This window comes from Serratia sp. OS31, assembly GCF_014164835.1.
Taxonomy (GTDB): domain Bacteria; phylum Pseudomonadota; class Gammaproteobacteria; order Enterobacterales; family Enterobacteriaceae; genus Serratia; species Serratia liquefaciens_A.
This window is the reverse complement of sequence record NZ_JACJFQ010000056.1, coordinates 1-16,324: the sequence shown is the minus strand read 5'-3', so window position 1 is coordinate 16,324 and position 16,324 is coordinate 1. Positions and strand designations below refer to the sequence as shown.

General features: G+C 56.9%; 13 protein-coding genes. 8 read left to right on the top strand and 5 right to left on the bottom strand.

What is annotated here, in order from left to right:
- The 4 genes from H5P17_RS25460 to H5P17_RS25445 all read left to right on the top strand — a co-directional run.
- The coding region (locus tag H5P17_RS25460) for a transketolase C-terminal domain-containing protein (RefSeq protein ID WP_304621586.1) at positions 1–421 on the top strand (421 nt) is incomplete at its 5' end.
- Between the two features lie 201 nt (positions 422–622).
- On the top strand, positions 623–1,678 hold the full coding sequence (locus H5P17_RS25455) for an ABC transporter substrate-binding protein (protein ID WP_370570060.1): 1,056 nt from the start codon (positions 623–625) through the stop codon (positions 1,676–1,678).
- An 82-nt stretch (positions 1,679–1,760) separates the two neighbouring features.
- Positions 1,761–3,530, top strand: a complete 1,770-nt coding sequence (locus tag H5P17_RS25450) for an iron ABC transporter permease (protein WP_044553325.1) — start codon at positions 1,761–1,763, stop codon at positions 3,528–3,530.
- Entirely contained in the window at positions 3,523–4,593 is a 1,071-nt protein-coding gene (locus H5P17_RS25445; protein WP_044553323.1) for an ABC transporter ATP-binding protein, read from the top strand. The genes H5P17_RS25450 and H5P17_RS25445 overlap by 8 nt, the downstream gene beginning before the upstream one ends.
- A 44-nt stretch (positions 4,594–4,637) precedes the next feature.
- Here H5P17_RS25445 and H5P17_RS25440 read toward each other — a convergent pair whose 3' ends face one another.
- From H5P17_RS25440 to H5P17_RS25420, 5 genes are all read right to left on the bottom strand, one after another.
- Positions 4,638–5,603: a PDR/VanB family oxidoreductase gene (locus H5P17_RS25440; protein WP_182825801.1), complete on the bottom strand. Its 966-nt coding sequence runs from the start codon at positions 5,601–5,603 to the stop codon at positions 4,638–4,640.
- Between the two features lie 42 nt (positions 5,604–5,645).
- A complete protein-coding gene (locus H5P17_RS25435; RefSeq protein WP_182825800.1) occupies positions 5,646–7,094 on the bottom strand; it encodes an NAD-dependent succinate-semialdehyde dehydrogenase in 1,449 nt (482 codons plus the stop codon).
- A 44-nt stretch (positions 7,095–7,138) separates the two neighbouring features.
- Entirely contained in the window at positions 7,139–8,263 is a 1,125-nt protein-coding gene (locus H5P17_RS25430; protein ID WP_182825799.1) for an aromatic ring-hydroxylating dioxygenase subunit alpha, read from the bottom strand.
- Positions 8,264–8,304: 41 nt separating this feature from the next.
- Complete coding sequence (locus H5P17_RS25425; RefSeq protein WP_182825798.1) at positions 8,305–9,903, bottom strand: BCCT family transporter; 1,599 nt, start codon at positions 9,901–9,903, stop codon at positions 8,305–8,307.
- A gap of 381 nt (positions 9,904–10,284) precedes the next feature.
- Positions 10,285–11,364, bottom strand: a complete 1,080-nt coding sequence (locus tag H5P17_RS25420; protein ID WP_182825797.1) for a tartrate dehydrogenase — start codon at positions 11,362–11,364, stop codon at positions 10,285–10,287.
- Between the two features lie 79 nt (positions 11,365–11,443).
- On the opposite strand from H5P17_RS25420, the gene H5P17_RS25415 reads away from it, so the two are divergent.
- The 4 genes from H5P17_RS25415 (at position 11,444) to fbaA (ending at position 16,174) form a co-directional block, all read left to right on the top strand.
- Positions 11,444–12,403 (top strand): LysR substrate-binding domain-containing protein, encoded by a 960-nt coding sequence (locus H5P17_RS25415; protein ID WP_182825796.1) that lies wholly within the window; start codon positions 11,444–11,446, stop codon positions 12,401–12,403.
- Between the two features lie 323 nt (positions 12,404–12,726).
- Positions 12,727–13,743, top strand: coding sequence for an erythrose-4-phosphate dehydrogenase (epd, locus tag H5P17_RS25410; RefSeq protein WP_182825795.1), 1,017 nt, complete (start codon positions 12,727–12,729; stop codon positions 13,741–13,743).
- Positions 13,744–13,814: 71 nt separating this feature from the next.
- Positions 13,815–14,978, top strand: a complete 1,164-nt coding sequence (gene pgk / locus H5P17_RS25405) for a phosphoglycerate kinase (protein ID WP_020828523.1) — start codon at positions 13,815–13,817, stop codon at positions 14,976–14,978.
- A gap of 116 nt (positions 14,979–15,094) precedes the next feature.
- Positions 15,095–16,174, top strand: a complete 1,080-nt coding sequence (fbaA, locus tag H5P17_RS25400) for a class II fructose-bisphosphate aldolase (RefSeq protein ID WP_037426794.1) — start codon at positions 15,095–15,097, stop codon at positions 16,172–16,174.
- The last annotated feature ends 150 nt before the right edge of the window (positions 16,175–16,324 follow it).

Sequence of the window (16,324 nt, the reverse complement as noted above, 5' to 3'; positions counted from 1 at the left end):
GCAGCCGCGTACCGCGGAGCAGCTGGCCAACGTTTACCGCGGCGGCTACGTGCTGAAGGACTGTGCCGGTACGCCGGACGTCATCCTGATTGCCACCGGTTCGGAAGTGGGCATCACCGTGGAAGCGGCAGACAAGCTGAGCGCGGCGGGCACCAAAGTGCGCGTGGTGTCGATGCCGTCTACCGACGCCTTCGACAAGCAGGACGCGGCTTACCGTGAATCCGTGCTGCCGGCGGCGGTGACGGCCCGCGTGGCGGTGGAAGCGGGTATCGCGGACTACTGGTACAAGTACGTGGGGCTGAACGGGGCTATCGTGGGCATGACCACCTTTGGTGAGTCTGCACCGGCGGAGCAGCTGTTCAAAGAGTTCGGCTTCACCGTGGATAACGTGGTGGCCAAGGCGCAGGCACTGCTGAAATAAGGCATCTCGCGTCGCGTTACCCCAGCCCGGCACCTTGCCGGGCTTTTTGTTGCCCAAAAATCGCCCAACCTCACAAAACACGAAGATAAAAAATCAACGGCGTTGCGTAAGAACACTTATTAACTATATGTTAATTTTTAGTTTATTAAATGTAACCAGGAGTTGATCATGTTGACAAGAATCGGCGCGTCGGTAGTGGCGATGGCGGTACTGGGTGCAGTGCCTGCTTACGCTGAGTTCCCCGCGGGCTATCCAGCTGACTACCAAAAAATTGTGGATGGCGCGAAGAAAGAAGGCAAGGTAGTGGTGTATTCCACCACCGATACCAAAGCCGCAGGGCCGCTGATTCAGGGGTTCGAAGCGCTGTACCCGGGCGTTAAGGTCGAATACAACGACATGAACAGCACCGAACTGTATAACCGCTATATCAGCGAACAGGCGGCGGGCGGCACCAGCGGCGACGTGGTGTGGAGTTCGTCGATGGATACCGCGCTGAAGCTGGCAACCGACTATGCGCAAGAATACGCTTCGCCGGAACAGGGTCAATTGCCCAAGTGGGCGGTCTGGAAAGAGAGAGCCTACGGCACCACCTACGAGCCGGTGGTGTTCATTTATAACAAGCGGCTGATCCCGCAGGGGGATGTACCGGACTCGCACGCTGCGCTGGCAAAGCTGATCGCCAGCCAAACCGACAAGTTCAAAAAGAAAGTCACGACCTATGACATTGAAAAATCAGGGTTGGGTTTCATGCTGTCGGTGCAGGACTTCAAGGCCGACCCGAACTATTTCGCTACGCTGGCTGACGTCGCCAAAGGCGGCCTGGCCGTGCAGTCGTCCACCGGTACCATGATGGAAAGGGTATCGTCCGGTGAAAACCTGATTGGTTTCAATATCCTGGGCTCCTACGCCGAAGCACGCGCCAAAACAGACCCTTCTCTGGGCATCGCTTATCCGAAAGATTACACCCTGGTGCTGTCGCGGGTGTCCTTTATCAGCAAAGAGGCCGCCAACGCCAATGCGGCCAAGCTGTGGCTTAACTACGTACTGTCGGAAAAGGGCCAGAGCATTCTCGCCAACCAGGCGGATATTCCCTCTATCCGTAATGACATTGAAGGCAAAAACGACATCGACGGCATGACCAAAATGCTTGGCAATGCGCTGAAGCCGATCCCAGTAGACGAGAGCCTGTTGGAGTACCTGCAGCCGGCCAAACGGCTGGACTACATCAAACAGTGGCGTACCGCCGCGGCAAAATAAATAAGGACAGGCTCCGGACGCGCGTCTGCCAGGGAGGCGCGCGCCCTTTGGTGGTCGATGTTTACAACCATTGGGATAGATTATGAATACATGGCGTAGAAAGTGGCAGAGCCTGCCGCGTGGCTTGGTGGTGTTGATAACCGCACTGGTTATCTACGTACCGCTGTCCTTTATCGTGATTCAAAGTTTCCTCTCCGCCCCCTTTTTTTCGCCCTCCAAGGTTTTTAGCCTTGAGGCGTTCGAGTTTATTTTCACCGATCCTGACTTTTACAAGGCACTGAAAAGCGGATTTATTCTGGCCTTTGGGCTGGTGGTGATCGCCATTCCGCTGGGGGGGATCCTGGCTTTTTTGATGGTCAGAACCGATCTGCCTGGTCGCCGGTTTATAGAGCCGCTGATCCTGGTGCCGATTTTTGTCTCGCCGATGGTGCTGGGTTTTGGCTACGTGGTGGCCGCCGGGCCGGTAGGCTTCTTTTCGCTGTGGGCGGAGTCGCTGCTGGGCTTTGTGCCCTGGAATATCTATTCGATGGCCAGCATCGTGGTCATTGCCGGGTTAACCCATGTGCCGCACGCCTACCTTTATATTTCTTCGGCCTTGCGCAGCGTCGGCTCCGACGTGGAGGAGGCTGCTCGTACGGCGGGAGCTTCCCCCTTGCAGGTCATGACCGCCGTCAGCTTGCCGATGGTGCGCCCTTCGATTCTGTATGCCGGCGTATTGCTGTTCTTTCTCGGGCTGGAGGTGTTCGGCCTGATGCTGGTGTTGGGCGATCCGGAAGGTAACCTGGTGCTGGCGACCTACCTGTATCAACTGACCAATAAGCTGGGTACGCCGTCTTATCATCTGATGGCGGCGGTGGCGGTGGTGCTGATTTGCATCACCATTCCGCTGGTGATGTTGCAGCGCCGTCTGATGCGCACCGCCAACCGTTTCGTCACCGTCAAGGGCAAGGCATCTCAGGCGCGGGCGTTGCCGCTGGGTAAATGGCGCTGGGTCGCCGGTGCGGTGGTGGTGTTTTGGCTGACGGTGACCATAGGTGTGCCACTGGTGGGCGTGGTGCTGCGTGCCTTTATCTCCAACTGGGGCGTGGGCGTTTCTCTCTGGGACGAGCTGTCGCTCAATACCTTCCGCACCATCTGGCAGCAACCCAACCTGTTGCGGGCCATCGTCAACTCGATGGCGATTGGGGTGATCGGCGGTGCTCTGGCGGTGGTCTGTTATCTGTTCATCGGCATTGCCATGCACCGCAAACCCGACGGCGCTACCCGTTTTCTCGATTACAGCGTGCTGGTACCGCGTGCGGTGCCGGGGTTGCTGGCGGGGCTGGCGTTCCTGTGGGTGTTCCTGTTCCTGCCGATGTGGCTGGACAAGTCGCTGAAAGAGGGCTGGCTGTCGGCCCTGCCGGTCGCCGAATGGCTGCGGGAAAACCTGATTGTCTGGCTACGTTCTTTGCGCAGCACCATCTTCAGCGTTTGGCTGGCGTATACCGTGGTATGGATGGCCTACGGCCTGCGGTTGATCTCCTCGACGCTGTTGCAGGTCGGCCCTGAACTGGAAGAGGCGGCGCGCAGTGCCGGTGCCTCCCGTGGGCAGATCACTCGTCACGTGACTATTCCGCTGTCGCGCTACGGCCTGATCGGCTCGTGGCTGCTGATGTTCCTGATTTTCGAACGAGAGTATTCCACCGGGGTTTACCTGTTGTCTCCAGGCACCGAAACCATAGGTTCGATGCTGGTTTCGCTGTGGGCGGCGGGTGCCATTGATATCGTGGCCGCGCTCTCCTTCATTAACATCCTGCTGGTGGTGCTGGGGCTGGGGATCGCCTTGCGCTTTGGAGTGAAATTACATGATTGAACTTTCGGTAGAGAACCTGCATTTGACCTACGGCGACAACCCGGTGCTGAAAGGCGTTTCGATGCAGCTCAAGCGCGGCGAGGTGGTTTCGCTGTTGGGGCCGTCGGGCAGCGGTAAAACGACGCTGTTGCGGGCGGTCGCCGGGCTGGAAAAGCCAACGCAGGGCAGCATTATCATTGGCAGCAATAAGGTGTATGACGGCACTGCGCGCAGCGAGATCCCGGCGGAAGAACGCAACCTCGGCCTGGTATTTCAGTCTTATGCCCTGTGGCCGCATAAAACCGTGTTTGAGAATGTCGCCTACCCGCTGAAATTACGCAAAGTCGCCTCGGCAGAAATTACCCAGCGGGTGCAAGGGGTGCTGGATCAACTGGGACTGGGACATCTGGGCAAACGCCATCCGCATCAGCTGTCCGGTGGCCAGCAGCAGCGCGTGGCGATTGGTCGGGCGCTGGTGTACAACCCGCCGGTGATCCTGCTGGATGAGCCGCTATCTAACCTTGATGCCAAGCTGCGCGAAGAGGCGCGGGTGTTCCTGCGTGAACTGATTATCAAGCTTGGGTTGTCGGCGCTGATGGTGACCCACGATCAGAACGAGGCGATGGCCATTTCCGATCGTATTTTGTTGCTCAACAACGGCAAGATCGAACAGCAGGGCACGCCGCAGGAAATGTACGGCTCCCCCTCGACCCTGTTTACCGCCGAGTTTATGGGCAGCAATAACCGCCTGTTCGGCAAAATCACCGAGATGAGCGAGGGCAAAGCGCGCATCGAAGGGAAAGACTGGGCGCTGTGGGGCATGGCTGGTGCAGGGGTAAACGTCGGTGATGAAGCCACGGCGGTGATCCGGGTAGAACGCGTGCGTCTGGGGGAAGATCCCCAGGGCAACCAACTGGAGTTGCCACTACTGACCAGCATGTATCTGGGCGATCGTTGGGAATACCTGTTCCGCACCGTTGCCGAAGATTTCGTGGTGCGGGCTTATGGCACCGAAGTGCGCGGTCAGACGCTTTGCCGGCTGTCGCTGCCGGCAGAGCACCTGTGGATTTTCCCTAAGGCCTAGCTTCGACCATGGCCGCGCCCCACGAAGGGACGCGGCTCACTGAATTACAAATCCAGCACCAACCGTGGCCCTCTGGCCCGTGAGCAGCACACCAACAGGGTTTGCTGTGCTTCCCGTTCTTCTTCGCTTAGGTATTGGTCACGGTGGTCGGCTTCGCCCTCGAGAATTCGCGTTTCACAGGTACCGCAAATCCCCTCCCGGCACAGGCATTCTACTTTGGCCGCCTTGCTGTTTTCCAACGCCTGCAGAATGGTCATGTTTGGCGCGACCTCCAGTTCAATGCCTGAGCGTGCCAGTACCAGAGTAAAAGCCCCCCCCTGGCTGTCTGCTGTGGCAAAGGCTTCGCGGTGCAGACGTGTTGGCGCAATTCCCAATGCTGCCGCCGCCTGCAATACCGCATCGTTCAACGCCGAAGGACCACACACATAGATGTGGGCGTCGGGTTCCGCCTCGGCCAGCAGACGCGTCACATCCAAACGACCACCCTGACTGGAAATGTGATAGCGAACATGTTCGGCAAAAGGAGACGCCTGCAGCTGCGTTTGAAATGCATTGTGCTCTTCGCTGTGAAAGCAATAGTGCAAGCGGTAACGCTGACCGCGCTGGTGCAGCTCGTGCAGCTGCGCCAGAAACGGCGTGATGCCGATGCCGCCGGCAATCAGCAGGTGTTGTTCCGCGGTGGGTGCCAGCGCAAACAGATTGTTTGGCGTGCTAATGGTCAGCGTGTCACCAATTTTTACGCGGTCATGCATGAAATCCGATCCGCCTTTAGAGAGGGGCTCGCGGCGCACGGCAATCTGATAACGGTGCAGGTCGAAAGGGGAACTTAACAGCGAGTAGGCATTACGATAGCACTGCTCGCCCTGCTGCATCTGCACGATGATATGGCTGCCGCCGCTGAATGTCGGCAACGGCCGCTGCGTCGGGTCCTCCAGAGTAAAACGCTTTACCTGCGCGGTAACGGTTTCGATTTCGATCACGCGGACATCCAACATCCGATAACTCGACATGTCATTCACTCCAGAGCGCGGGCACAGCCCGCGCAAAACAGGTTATACCGCCTGGCACAGATATTTCAGTTCCAGATAATCGTCGATGCCATAGACGGAGCCTTCGCGGCCCAAACCGGACTGCTTGACGCCGCCGAAGGGGGCCACTTCGTTGGAGATCAGGCCGGTATTGATGCCAACCATGCCGTATTCCAACCGTTCCGATACCCGCCAGATTCGCGCCGCGTCGCGGGTGTAGAAATAGGCTGCCAGCCCGTAGATCGTGTCATTGGCGCGTTGCAGCACGTCGGCCTCATCATCAAATATCACCAACGGAGCAACCGGGCCGAAGATCTCCTCCGCCAGCAACAGCGAGCCGGGTTGAACTTGCCCCAACACCGTCGGCGTGAAGAAGTTGCCACCCAGCGGGTGCGGATGACCGCCGGTGAGAACGGTGGCCCCCTTGCTGAGCGCATCGTCCAGCAGCTGCATGACCTTGTCTCGTGCTTTACGGTTGATTAACGGCCCTATCTGCACGTCTTGATCGAAGCCGTTGCCCACTTTCAGTGCCGCTACGCGAGCGACAAATTTTTCGGCGAACTGAGAATAAACGTCACGATGGATATAGAAACGGTTAACGCAGACGCAGGTTTGTCCCGCGTTTCGGTATTTGGCCACCAGTGCCCCTTCTACGGCAGCGTCGATATCCGCATCATCGAACACGATAAAGGGGGCATTGCCGCCCAGCTCCAATGAGACCTTTTTGATGGTGTCGGCACTTTGACGCATCAGCACGCGGCCAACCGGGGTGGAACCGGTAAAGCTCAGTTTGCGGACCAGCGGGTTGCCGGTCAGCTCGGCGCCGATGACCTGAGAGTTGCCGGTAACCACGTTGAAAACCCCGGCGGGAATGCCGGCGCGGCTGGCCAGCTCCGCCATCGCCAGAGCCGAATAGGGCGTCTCATTGGCGGGTTTGACGATCAGCGTGCAACCGGCCGCCAGCGCCGGTGCCGCTTTGCGGGTGATCATGGCCGCCGGGAAGTTCCAGGGGGTAATGGCGGCGCAAACGCCAATACCTTGTTTGATCACCATCAGGCGTTTGTCAGCGCTGGGGGAGGGAATGATATCGCCGTGGGTGCGCTTTGCCTGTTCAGCAAACCATTCGACAAAAGAGGCGGCATAGCGGATTTCGCCCAGTGATTCCGCCAGCGGTTTGCCTTGCTCCAGCGTCATCAGCGCGGCCAGATCCTGCTGGTGCTCAAGCATCAGTTCGAACCAGCGACGCAGGTATAGAGCACGTTGCTGGGCCGGCAGACTGCGCCAGCCTGCCAACGCTTGCTGTGCGCATTCTATCGCGTGTTGCGCTTCAGGCTGCGCCATGTTCGGCACCTTGCCGATGGGCAAGCCGGTCGCCGGATCGCTGACCGGCAAGGTTTCGTGGTTGAATGCCTCGCACCATTGGCCGTTGATAAATGCCTGCTGGTGGAACAGTGATTGATCTGAAATATTCACCGGATAACCTCGTGGGTAAACGGGGCCAAATGGCCCCTGTACAGTTAAGGCTGGAAGACTTGCGCCACCAGGTTGTGGAAGTGTGCGATGCCGTGCTCGCTGACGCCACTGCCTGCACCGTCAGCCATAATCCGCCCCTGACCGCGATAACCGCGTGACTTCAACCCTTTCTGCACGCTCTCGACCAGCCGCAGATCTTCCGGACGGAATACGTCGCGATACCATTCGATCAACCTCTGCTGTTCGGCGGTCAGCTCTTCGTTGGTGAAGTAAATGTCATAGTGTTGCAGGGTGGTTTCCGCATCGACCGGGAACTCATAAATCACCGTCATCATCCCTTCCAACGGTGGGATATTGAACATGGTGCAAGGCCACAGCCAGATGCCGTGGAAGCTGGCATCTTTGCCTTCTTCGAATTTGAATGATTGTTCCGAAGGGCGGGCGTAGCCAAATTGCAGCGTCCAGTTGCCGTGCAGGGTGTGCCAGTAGCGATCGACCTGCACCGAATCGGCAAAGCCGGGGTGTGCCGGTGCGCAGTGATAGCATTCGAGGTAGTTGTCGACGATGTTCTTCCAGTTGGCTGGGGTGAGCGTGGTAAAGCGCGCTGCCAGCTTCAGGTTATCTACTGTCGGGCAGGCTTCGCGCACTTTTGCCGCCAGCCCTGGAAGTTGCTCTTCTACGCTGCCGGCCTGCGGATCCATGTTGATAAAAATAAACCCGCCGTATTCTTCTACCCGTACCGGCGTCAGATGGGCGATGTCTTTATTGAAGTTATGCACGTTCTCGCAGTTGCGTGCATGAGCCAGTTCGCCGTCGAGCTTGAACGCCCAGGCGTGGTACGGGCAGGTGATGACGTTTTTGGCCTTGCCGTCGCCTGACAGCAATTGGTGACCCCGGTGTGGGCAAACGTTATAAAAGGCGCGCAACTCCTTGTCGCGGCCGCGGACCACCAGGATATTTTCGCCGATGATCTCGCGGGTGATGTAATCATTTGGTTGGGCAACTTCACTGCCGTGTGCCACGCAGATCCAGCTGTTGGCGAATACGCGCTCTTTTTCATGATCGAACGCAGCCGGGTGAGTATAAAACTGCGCCGGAATGGTATACGCCTCGCGGGCATCGGCGCAGAAGTCATTGGGTAATGTCAGTACGGGGATCGCAGTGCTCATAATAACCTTCCTCTTATTTGTTTTTATTCCACGGGAGTGTTTCAGACGACGGTTGTGTTGTTTAATGGGCTAACGGCCGGCGGTTCAGACGGAAGGGGCAACGTCGGTCGGCTGACTTCGATCAGGTGTGCCGGTATCGCGGCGTAATCCTGTTTCAGCCAACGGGCGAAACCGTAGGTTTTTACCAGCAGCACCAGCAGGAACGGCAAAGCGGTCAGGACGACGGTGGTTTTCATGGTGTCCAGGGAGGCCCCGGTAAACAGGATCGACAGCGGGATCAGGGTGATCACCACGCACCAAAACAGCCGCAGCATCGGGCTGGGATCCTGCCCCTCCTGCAGATTCCGGGTGCTGGTGGCTGCCATGGTGTAGGCGACGGCATCCATATGCGACGCCAGAAAAATAATCATGATAAACAGGTAGCCCGCGAGGAACAGTTTGCCCAGCGGCAGTGACATCAGCAGCATTTGCACTGCCGTTTCACCGCCCTGGGTATTGAGTACCTCAGGTACGTTCAACTGGCCGCTGATGAACTGATGCATGGCGAAGCTTTCCAGTGAGCCGAAAAAGAACCAGCAACCGAGGGTGCTGCCGAGCAGCAGGGCCCAAATCACCTCTTTGATCTTGCGCCCGCGAGAGACCCGGGTCACAAACATCGCCACGCCCGGCGTATAGGAAATCCACCACAGCCAGTAGAACACGGTCCAGCTGCGGCTAAAGCTGCCGTCTCCCATCGGATCGGTAAACAGGCTCATCTGCAGGAAGTTCTGCGCCGTCAGGCCGATAGCGTTAACGGTGTTATTGATGGTGAATTCGGTCGGGCCGACCAGCAGAACCAGTGCGGCGAAGATAAACGCGCCCCAGCCGACCATTTTGCTCAGCCGCTGCATGCCGCCATCGATGCCGATATAAGAGCTGAGACAGAAAATGACCGCGGCCAGCAGGATCACCGTTGCCTGTACCGTGAAGGTATCCGGAATGCCGGTGAGTGCCGTTAGCCCGCGGGTGAAGGTGGAGGCGGTTAACACCAGCGAGATAGTCAGCGCCCCCACGGTGGCAACCAGAAAAATAAGGTCTACCGTCCGGCCTATAGGGCCGTCGGCGCGTGCGCCGGTGATGGCCGAGATAATGCCGGACAGGCTTAAGCCCTTATTTTTACGGACGTGAAAGTGATAGGCCATAATCAGCGAGGCCAGCGCATAGGTTGCCCAGGCGCTTAATCCCCAGTGAAAGAACGAGTAGCTGATGCTGTATTCCAACGCCTTAGGCGTACGTGGGGCAATGTTCAGCCCCGGCGTTTGATAGTAATAAGCCCATTCCATCACGCCCCAGTACAGGGTTGAGGAACCCAATCCGGCGCAAATGAACATAAATACCCAGGCCAGAGTCGGGTACTGCGGCTTGCCTTCGCCAAGGCGGATATTGCCGTATTTGCTCAAGGCCAGATAAAGCACCACCAGCAGTGCCATCAGCACCAGCACCTGAATGGAGGAACCGAACAGGCGGGTGACCGCGTTAAAAATGGTAGTGGCGACCCGCTCTGACTGAATCGGGAAGAGCATCAGGCAACTGGCAATCAGCGCGATGCTGCACAGGCTGATGGCAATGAGCATGACATCCTTTTTGGGCGTGCTCTGCATGGGCGTGAACTCCTGTTATTTGTGGTTGGCCGCTGTGCGTCATCAGCACTGCATCTCAGCCTTATTGATTGGCGTTAAGCCGTTTGTTAGACCACGTAGGGTGCATATCCCGGTACTGCAGATGCCGTGAGTTTTTACCCTTCATTAACATTTGTGAGTGTGCATAAATTAATCTGAAGCCACAATTAGGGCATCTGTGAAGGGATAAAACACAGTATGTGAATAATTTGTTGTGATCTTGACCGTGGATTTAGTGTGGGTTTTTCGGGGGCTTTTTAGCGAATTACGATGAGAATTTATGGAGGAATACAAAATTAGCACGTGACTATGCAGAGCGATATATATCGCTCTGCATAGTCATTTATGGTGTGAATGTTTAGGCTAAAGCAAGGCGGCGATCGCCTGACCCACCTGCTGGGTGGTGGCATCACCGTGCATGTCCGGGGTTCGTGGCCCGCTGGCGATGATCTGTTCGATAGCAGCTAAAATGCCGTCGTGAGCCTGGCGATAGCGCGGTTCCCCCGCACCGAGGAAGTCCAGCATCATGGCGCCGGCCCAGATCATGGCGACCGGGTTGGCAATGTTTTTGCCGAAGATATCCGGTGCGGAACCGTGTACCGGTTCGAACAGCGACGGGAAGCGGCGTTCGGGATTGAGGTTGGCCGAAGGCGCAATACCGATGGTGCCGGCGCAGGCCGGGCCAAGATCGGACAGGATATCGCCGAACAGGTTTGAAGCCACCACCACGTCGAAACGTTCGGGTTGCAGCACGAAGCGTGCGCACAGAATATCGATATGCTGTTTGTCCCAGCGAATGTCCGGATACTGCTGCGCCATGGCGGCAACGCGTTCATCCCAATACGGCATGCTGATCGCCATACCGTTGGATTTTGTGGCGGCGGTAAGCGTTTTACGCGGGCGTCGTTGCGCCAGCTCAAAAGCGTATTTCAAAATGCGGTCGACGCCGTGGCGGGTGAACACCGACTCCTGGATCACCATTTCACGTTCGGTGCCTTCAAATATCCGACCGCCGAGCGATGAGTACTCCCCTTCGGTATTTTCACGCACCACGTAAAAATCGATATCGCCCGGTTTTTTGTGCGCCAGCGGGCAGGGGACGCCGGGGAACAAGCGCACCGGACGCAGGTTGACGTACTGATCGAAATCGCGACGGAATTTCAGCAACGACCCCCACAGCGAGATATGGTCCGGCACCTTGTCCGGCCAGCCGACGGCACCAAAATAGACCGCGTCGAAGCCTTGCAGTTGCTCAAGCCCATCGTCCGGCATCATCTTGCCGTGCTGCAGGTAATAGTCACAGCTGGCCCATTCGAAGGTTTCAAACTCCAGGGATAAATCCCAGCGCGCGGCAGCGGCCTGCAATACCCGAATGCCTTCCGGCATCACTTCCTGGCCAATACCGTCTCCCGGTATGGCGGCGATTTTATAGCTTTTGCTCATAGGATCTCACTTGTGAAGAGGGGCGATTGACATCCCTTTCATCCTATAATTGACTAACTGTTAATCAATACTGCAAACGGTGAAACATAAAACACGAATCATGAATAATCTGCCTATTCTGAGTGACCTGCGGGTGTTTGTGCTGGTGGCGCGCCGCGCCGGGTTTGCCGCCGCTGCCGACGAGCTGGGGGTTTCACCGGCGTTCATCAGCAAACGCATCGCGCTGCTGGAAAAGGCGCTGGAGGTCACGTTGCTGCATCGCACCACGCGGCGGGTGGCAATCACCGAAGATGGCGAACGCATTTACGAGTGGGCGCAGCGCATTCTTAACGACGTCGATCAAATGATGGACGAGCTTTCCGACGCCCGTCAGGCACCGCAAGGTACGTTGCGTATTGTCAGCAGTTTCGGCTTCGGTCGGCGTTTTGTCGGCCCTGCACTGTCGGCGCTGGCGCTGGAATACCCGGCGCTTGAACTGCGGCTGGACGTTTCCGATCGGCTGGTGGATTTGGTCAGCGAAGGTTTTGATCTGGATATCCGCATCGGTGATGACATTGCCCCCAATCTGATTGCCCGCAAGCTGGCGCAGAACCAACGCATTTTGTGCGCGTCTCCGGAATACCTGCAGCGTTACGGCACACCGAAAACCTTGAGCGAGCTTTCCGGACGCGCATGTCTGGCAATTAAAGAGCGTGACCATCCTTTTGGCCTGTGGCGACTTCATGGGCCGCAAGGGGAGGAGGCGGTGAAGGTGACCGGCGGGCTGTCATCCAACAACGGTGAAATTGTGCATCAATGGTGCCTGGACGGACAGGGCGTTGCGCTGCGTTCTTTCTGGGACGTACGGGAGAGTATTGAAAATGGCTGGTTGGTGCATATCCTGCCGGACTACTACCAGCCGGCAGATATTTGGGCGGTGTACGTTTCACGCCTGGCGACCTCGGCCAAGGTCAGAGTTACCGTCGAATTTTTGCGCGATTATTTCCGCCAACACTATGGCGAAGCCTCGCTGTTGTCGGAATACCTGGCGCGTCGCTAGGGCAAGGAGGAGGCAAAAGTGTGCGCCAGATCATTTTATTCCCGCAAAGTGTCGATCAGTTGTCAGGCGAGCTGTCGCATCTGTTCCTTTTGGCAAAACTTTGGTTTATGCTCAGCTGAAGCGTTTCAGTTGCATCAGGATTCAACTGAAACGCCGGAGTGAAGGTGATGAAAGCGCGGCTGATGGAAGGAATAATGCGACGTGGCGATTCACAGCAGGCGGTGCGCTAAAGTACTCTATGCGAGTGAGCTTGATAACCTATCAGCGCTCTCTCAGATAGGGTGAGCATGCCCGGTGTGAGAAGGCCCTTTTTCAGGAGCAGCATGACAATCCGCATAGCGATAAACGGCTTTGGCCGCATAGGCCGCAGCGTTTTACGCGCACTGTATGAATCGGGACGCAGAGCGGAAATTTCCGTGGTGGCGATCAACGAATTGGCGAACGCCGAGGGGATGGCCCACCTACTGAAATACGACTCCAGCCATGGCCGTTTTGCCTGGGATGTTCGCCAGGAATGCGACATGTTGACCGTCGGGGACGATACCATTCGTTTGCTGCATCAGCCGGAGGTGGAACAGCTTCCCTGGGGCGAGCTAGGCGTTGACGTGGTGCTGGACTGCAGCGGCGTGTACGGCAGTCGGGCGGATGGCGAGGCTCATCTGGCGGCGGGGGCGAAGAAAGTGTTGTTCGCTCACCCCGGCGGCAACGATCTGGACGCCACCATCGTGTTTGGCGTCAACCATCAGACGCTGCTGGCGGAACACCGCATCGTGTCCAATGCGTCATGCACCACCAACTGCATTATTCCGGTGATCAAACTGCTGGACGATGCCTACAGCATCGAGTCGGGCACGGTGACCACCATTCACTCCTCAATGAACGATCAGCCAGTGATAGACGCCTATCACCAGGATTTGCGGCGCACCCGCGCGGCGAGCCAGTCGATTATTCCGGTCGACACCAAGCTGGCCGCCGGTATTACCCGCGTTTTTCCGCAGTTTTGCGATCGTTTTGAAGCGATTTCCGTACGTGTACCGACCATCAACGTGACGGCCATCGATCTCAGCGTCAGCGTCAGTTCGGCGGTGAAAGTGGCAGAGGTCAACCAGCTGTTGCAAATGGCCGCACGGGGATCTTTTCGTGGTATAGTTGACTATACGGAACTACCATTAGTCTCGATCGATTTTAACCATGACCCGCACAGCGCTATCGTCGACGGTACGCAGACTCGGGTCAGCGGACAACACCTGATCAAGACCTTGGTCTGGTGTGATAATGAATGGGGCTTTGCCAACCGGATGTTGGATACAACACGGGCAATGGCCGCAAGCGGTTTCTAGTACGGCGGCATCGGCACTGGCCGGTGCGCCGCTCAGGCAACTTTATAGAGAATCAACCAAGAGGGTTCACCATGTCTGTAATTAACATGTCCGATCTGGATCTGGCAGGTAAACGCGTTCTGATCCGTTCCGATCTGAACGTTCCAGTGAAAGACGGTAAAGTGACTTCCGATGCACGTATCCGTGCCTCCCTGCCGACTATTGAAGCTGCGCTGAAACAAGGCGCCCGCGTGATGGTAACCTCCCACCTGGGTCGTCCTACCGAAGGCGAGTACAACGAAGAATTCTCCCTGCTGCCTGTTGTCAACTATCTGAAAGAACACCTGAAAAACCCGGTACGTCTGGCTAAAGACTACCTGGATGGCGTTGATGTTGCAGAAGGCGAGCTGGTGGTGCTGGAAAACGTCCGTTTCAACAAGGGCGAGAAAAAAGACGACGAAACCCTGTCCAAGAAATATGCGGCACTGTGTGACGTGTATGTGATGGACGCCTTCGGCACCGCACACCGCGCGCAGGCTTCCACCCACGGCGTGGGCAAGTTCGCGCCTGTTGCCTGTGCCGGCCCGCTGCTGTCCGCAGAGCTGGAAGCGCTGGGTAAAGCGCTGGGCAACCCTGCCCGTCCGATGGTTGCCATCGTGGGCGGTTCTAAAGTTTCCACCAAACTGACCGTACTGGATTCCCTGTCCAAAATCGCCGATCAGCTGATCGTCGGCGGCGGCATCGCCAACACCTTCGTGGCGGCGCAGGGCAACAACGTGGGCCAGTCTCTGTATGAACCTGATCTGATCGACAACGCCAAGAAACTGCTGGAAACCTGCGACATTCCGGTTCCGACCGACGTGCGCGTGGCGACCGAGTTCTCTGAAACTGCGGTTGCGACCGTGAAGCAGGCGAACGAAATTCAGGACAACGAGCAAATTCTGGATATGGGCGACGTCTCAGCCGAGCGTCTGGCCGTTATCCTGAAGAACGCCAAAACCATTCTGTGGAATGGCCCGGTTGGCGTATTCGAGTTCCCTAACTTCCGTAAGGGTACCGAAATTGTCGCTCGCGCTATCGCAGACAGCGAAGCCTTCTCTATTGCAGGCGGCGGCGACACCCTGGCAGCAATCGACCTGTTCGGCATTGCTGACAAGATTTCCTACATCTCAACCGGCGGCGGCGCCTTCCTGGAATTCGTGGAAGGCAAAGCGTTACCGGCGGTCGTGATGCTGGAAGAGCGCGCTAAGCAGTAATTCAGACAACGGGAGGCGAAAGCCGCCCGTTTGTTTTATACCGCGCGGCATAATGCGGCGCGGCATGAAAAATCGATTTACATCCATCTACGGCCGACGAAACAGGACAAAGTAACATGTCTAAAATTTTTGATTTCGTAAAACCGGGTGTCATCACTGGTGATGACGTTCAGAAAGTATTCGCAGTAGCTAAAGAGAACAACTTTGCTCTGCCAGCAGTGAACTGCGTAGGTACCGACTCCATCAACGCCGTGCTGGAAACAGCGGCGAAGGTTCGTGCTCCGGTCATCGTACAGTTCTCTAACGGCGGTGCCGCGTTCATCGCCGGTAAAGGCGTGAAGACTGACGTTCCTCAGGGTGCAGCAATTCTGGGCGCTATCTCTGGTGCACATCATGTTCACCAGTTGGCTGAGCATTACGGCGTGCCGGTTATTCTGCACACCGACCACTGTGCGAAGAAACTGCTGCCATGGCTGGACGGCCTGCTGGACGCCGGCGAGAAACACTTCGCGGCCACCGGTAAGCCACTGTTCTCTTCTCACATGATCGACCTGTCTGAAGAGTCCCTGGAAGAAAACATCGAAATTTGCAGCAAATACCTGACTCGCATGGCGAAAATCGGTATGACCCTGGAAATCGAACTGGGCTGCACCGGCGGTGAAGAAGATGGCGTGGACAACAGCCATATGGACGCATCCGCTCTGTACACCCAACCGGAAGATGTGGCTTACGCGTACGAAAAACTGAACGCCATCAGCCCACGCTTCACCATCGCGGCGTCCTTCGGTAACGTGCACGGCGTATACAAGCCAGGCAACGTTAAACTGACTCCGACCATCCTGCGCGATTCTCAGGACTACGTGTCCAAGAAATTCAATCTGCCGCACAACAGCCTGAACTTCGTGTTCCACGGCGGTTCCGGTTCTACCGACGCAGAGATCAAAGAATCCGTAGGTTACGGCGTGATCAAAATGAACATCGATACCGACACCCAATGGGCAACCTGGGACGGTATCCTGCAGTACTACAAAGCGAACGAAGCTTACCTGCAGGGCCAGTTGGGCAACCCGAAAGGCGCCGACCAGCCGAACAAGAAATACTACGATCCACGCGTATGGCTGCGTTCAGCCCAGACTTCCATGATTACTCGTCTGGAACAGGCTTTCAAAGATCTGAACGCAGTAGACGTTCTGTAATCTCGGTTAGCTGTTAGCCCTATTGAAAGGCTCCCTTCGGGGTAATGCCGATCGTTTAAGGATCGGTTGAACGATCCGGTGGTTGCTGTAAAAAGGGTTCCAGGACATGACTGGAACCCTTTTTTATGCACCTTTCTCAGGCTCTTGGCA

Coding starts and splice junctions, on each gene's coding strand:
- H5P17_RS25430 (WP_182825799.1), bottom strand. CDS start 8,263: ATGAGCACTGCGATCCCCGTACTGACATTACCCAATGACTTCTGCGCC.
- H5P17_RS25440 (WP_182825801.1), bottom strand. CDS start 5,603: ATGTCGAGTTATCGGATGTTGGATGTCCGCGTGATCGAAATCGAAACC.
- H5P17_RS25425 (WP_182825798.1), bottom strand. CDS start 9,903: ATGCAGAGCACGCCCAAAAAGGATGTCATGCTCATTGCCATCAGCCTG.
- H5P17_RS25450 (WP_044553325.1), top strand. CDS start 1,761: ATGAATACATGGCGTAGAAAGTGGCAGAGCCTGCCGCGTGGCTTGGTG.
- pgk (WP_020828523.1), top strand. CDS start 13,815: ATGTCTGTAATTAACATGTCCGATCTGGATCTGGCAGGTAAACGCGTT.
- H5P17_RS25420 (WP_182825797.1), bottom strand. CDS start 11,364: ATGAGCAAAAGCTATAAAATCGCCGCCATACCGGGAGACGGTATTGGC.
- fbaA (WP_037426794.1), top strand. CDS start 15,095: ATGTCTAAAATTTTTGATTTCGTAAAACCGGGTGTCATCACTGGTGAT.
- epd (WP_182825795.1), top strand. CDS start 12,727: ATGACAATCCGCATAGCGATAAACGGCTTTGGCCGCATAGGCCGCAGC.
- H5P17_RS25445 (WP_044553323.1), top strand. CDS start 3,523: ATGATTGAACTTTCGGTAGAGAACCTGCATTTGACCTACGGCGACAAC.
- H5P17_RS25455 (WP_370570060.1), top strand. CDS start 623: ATGGCGGTACTGGGTGCAGTGCCTGCTTACGCTGAGTTCCCCGCGGGC.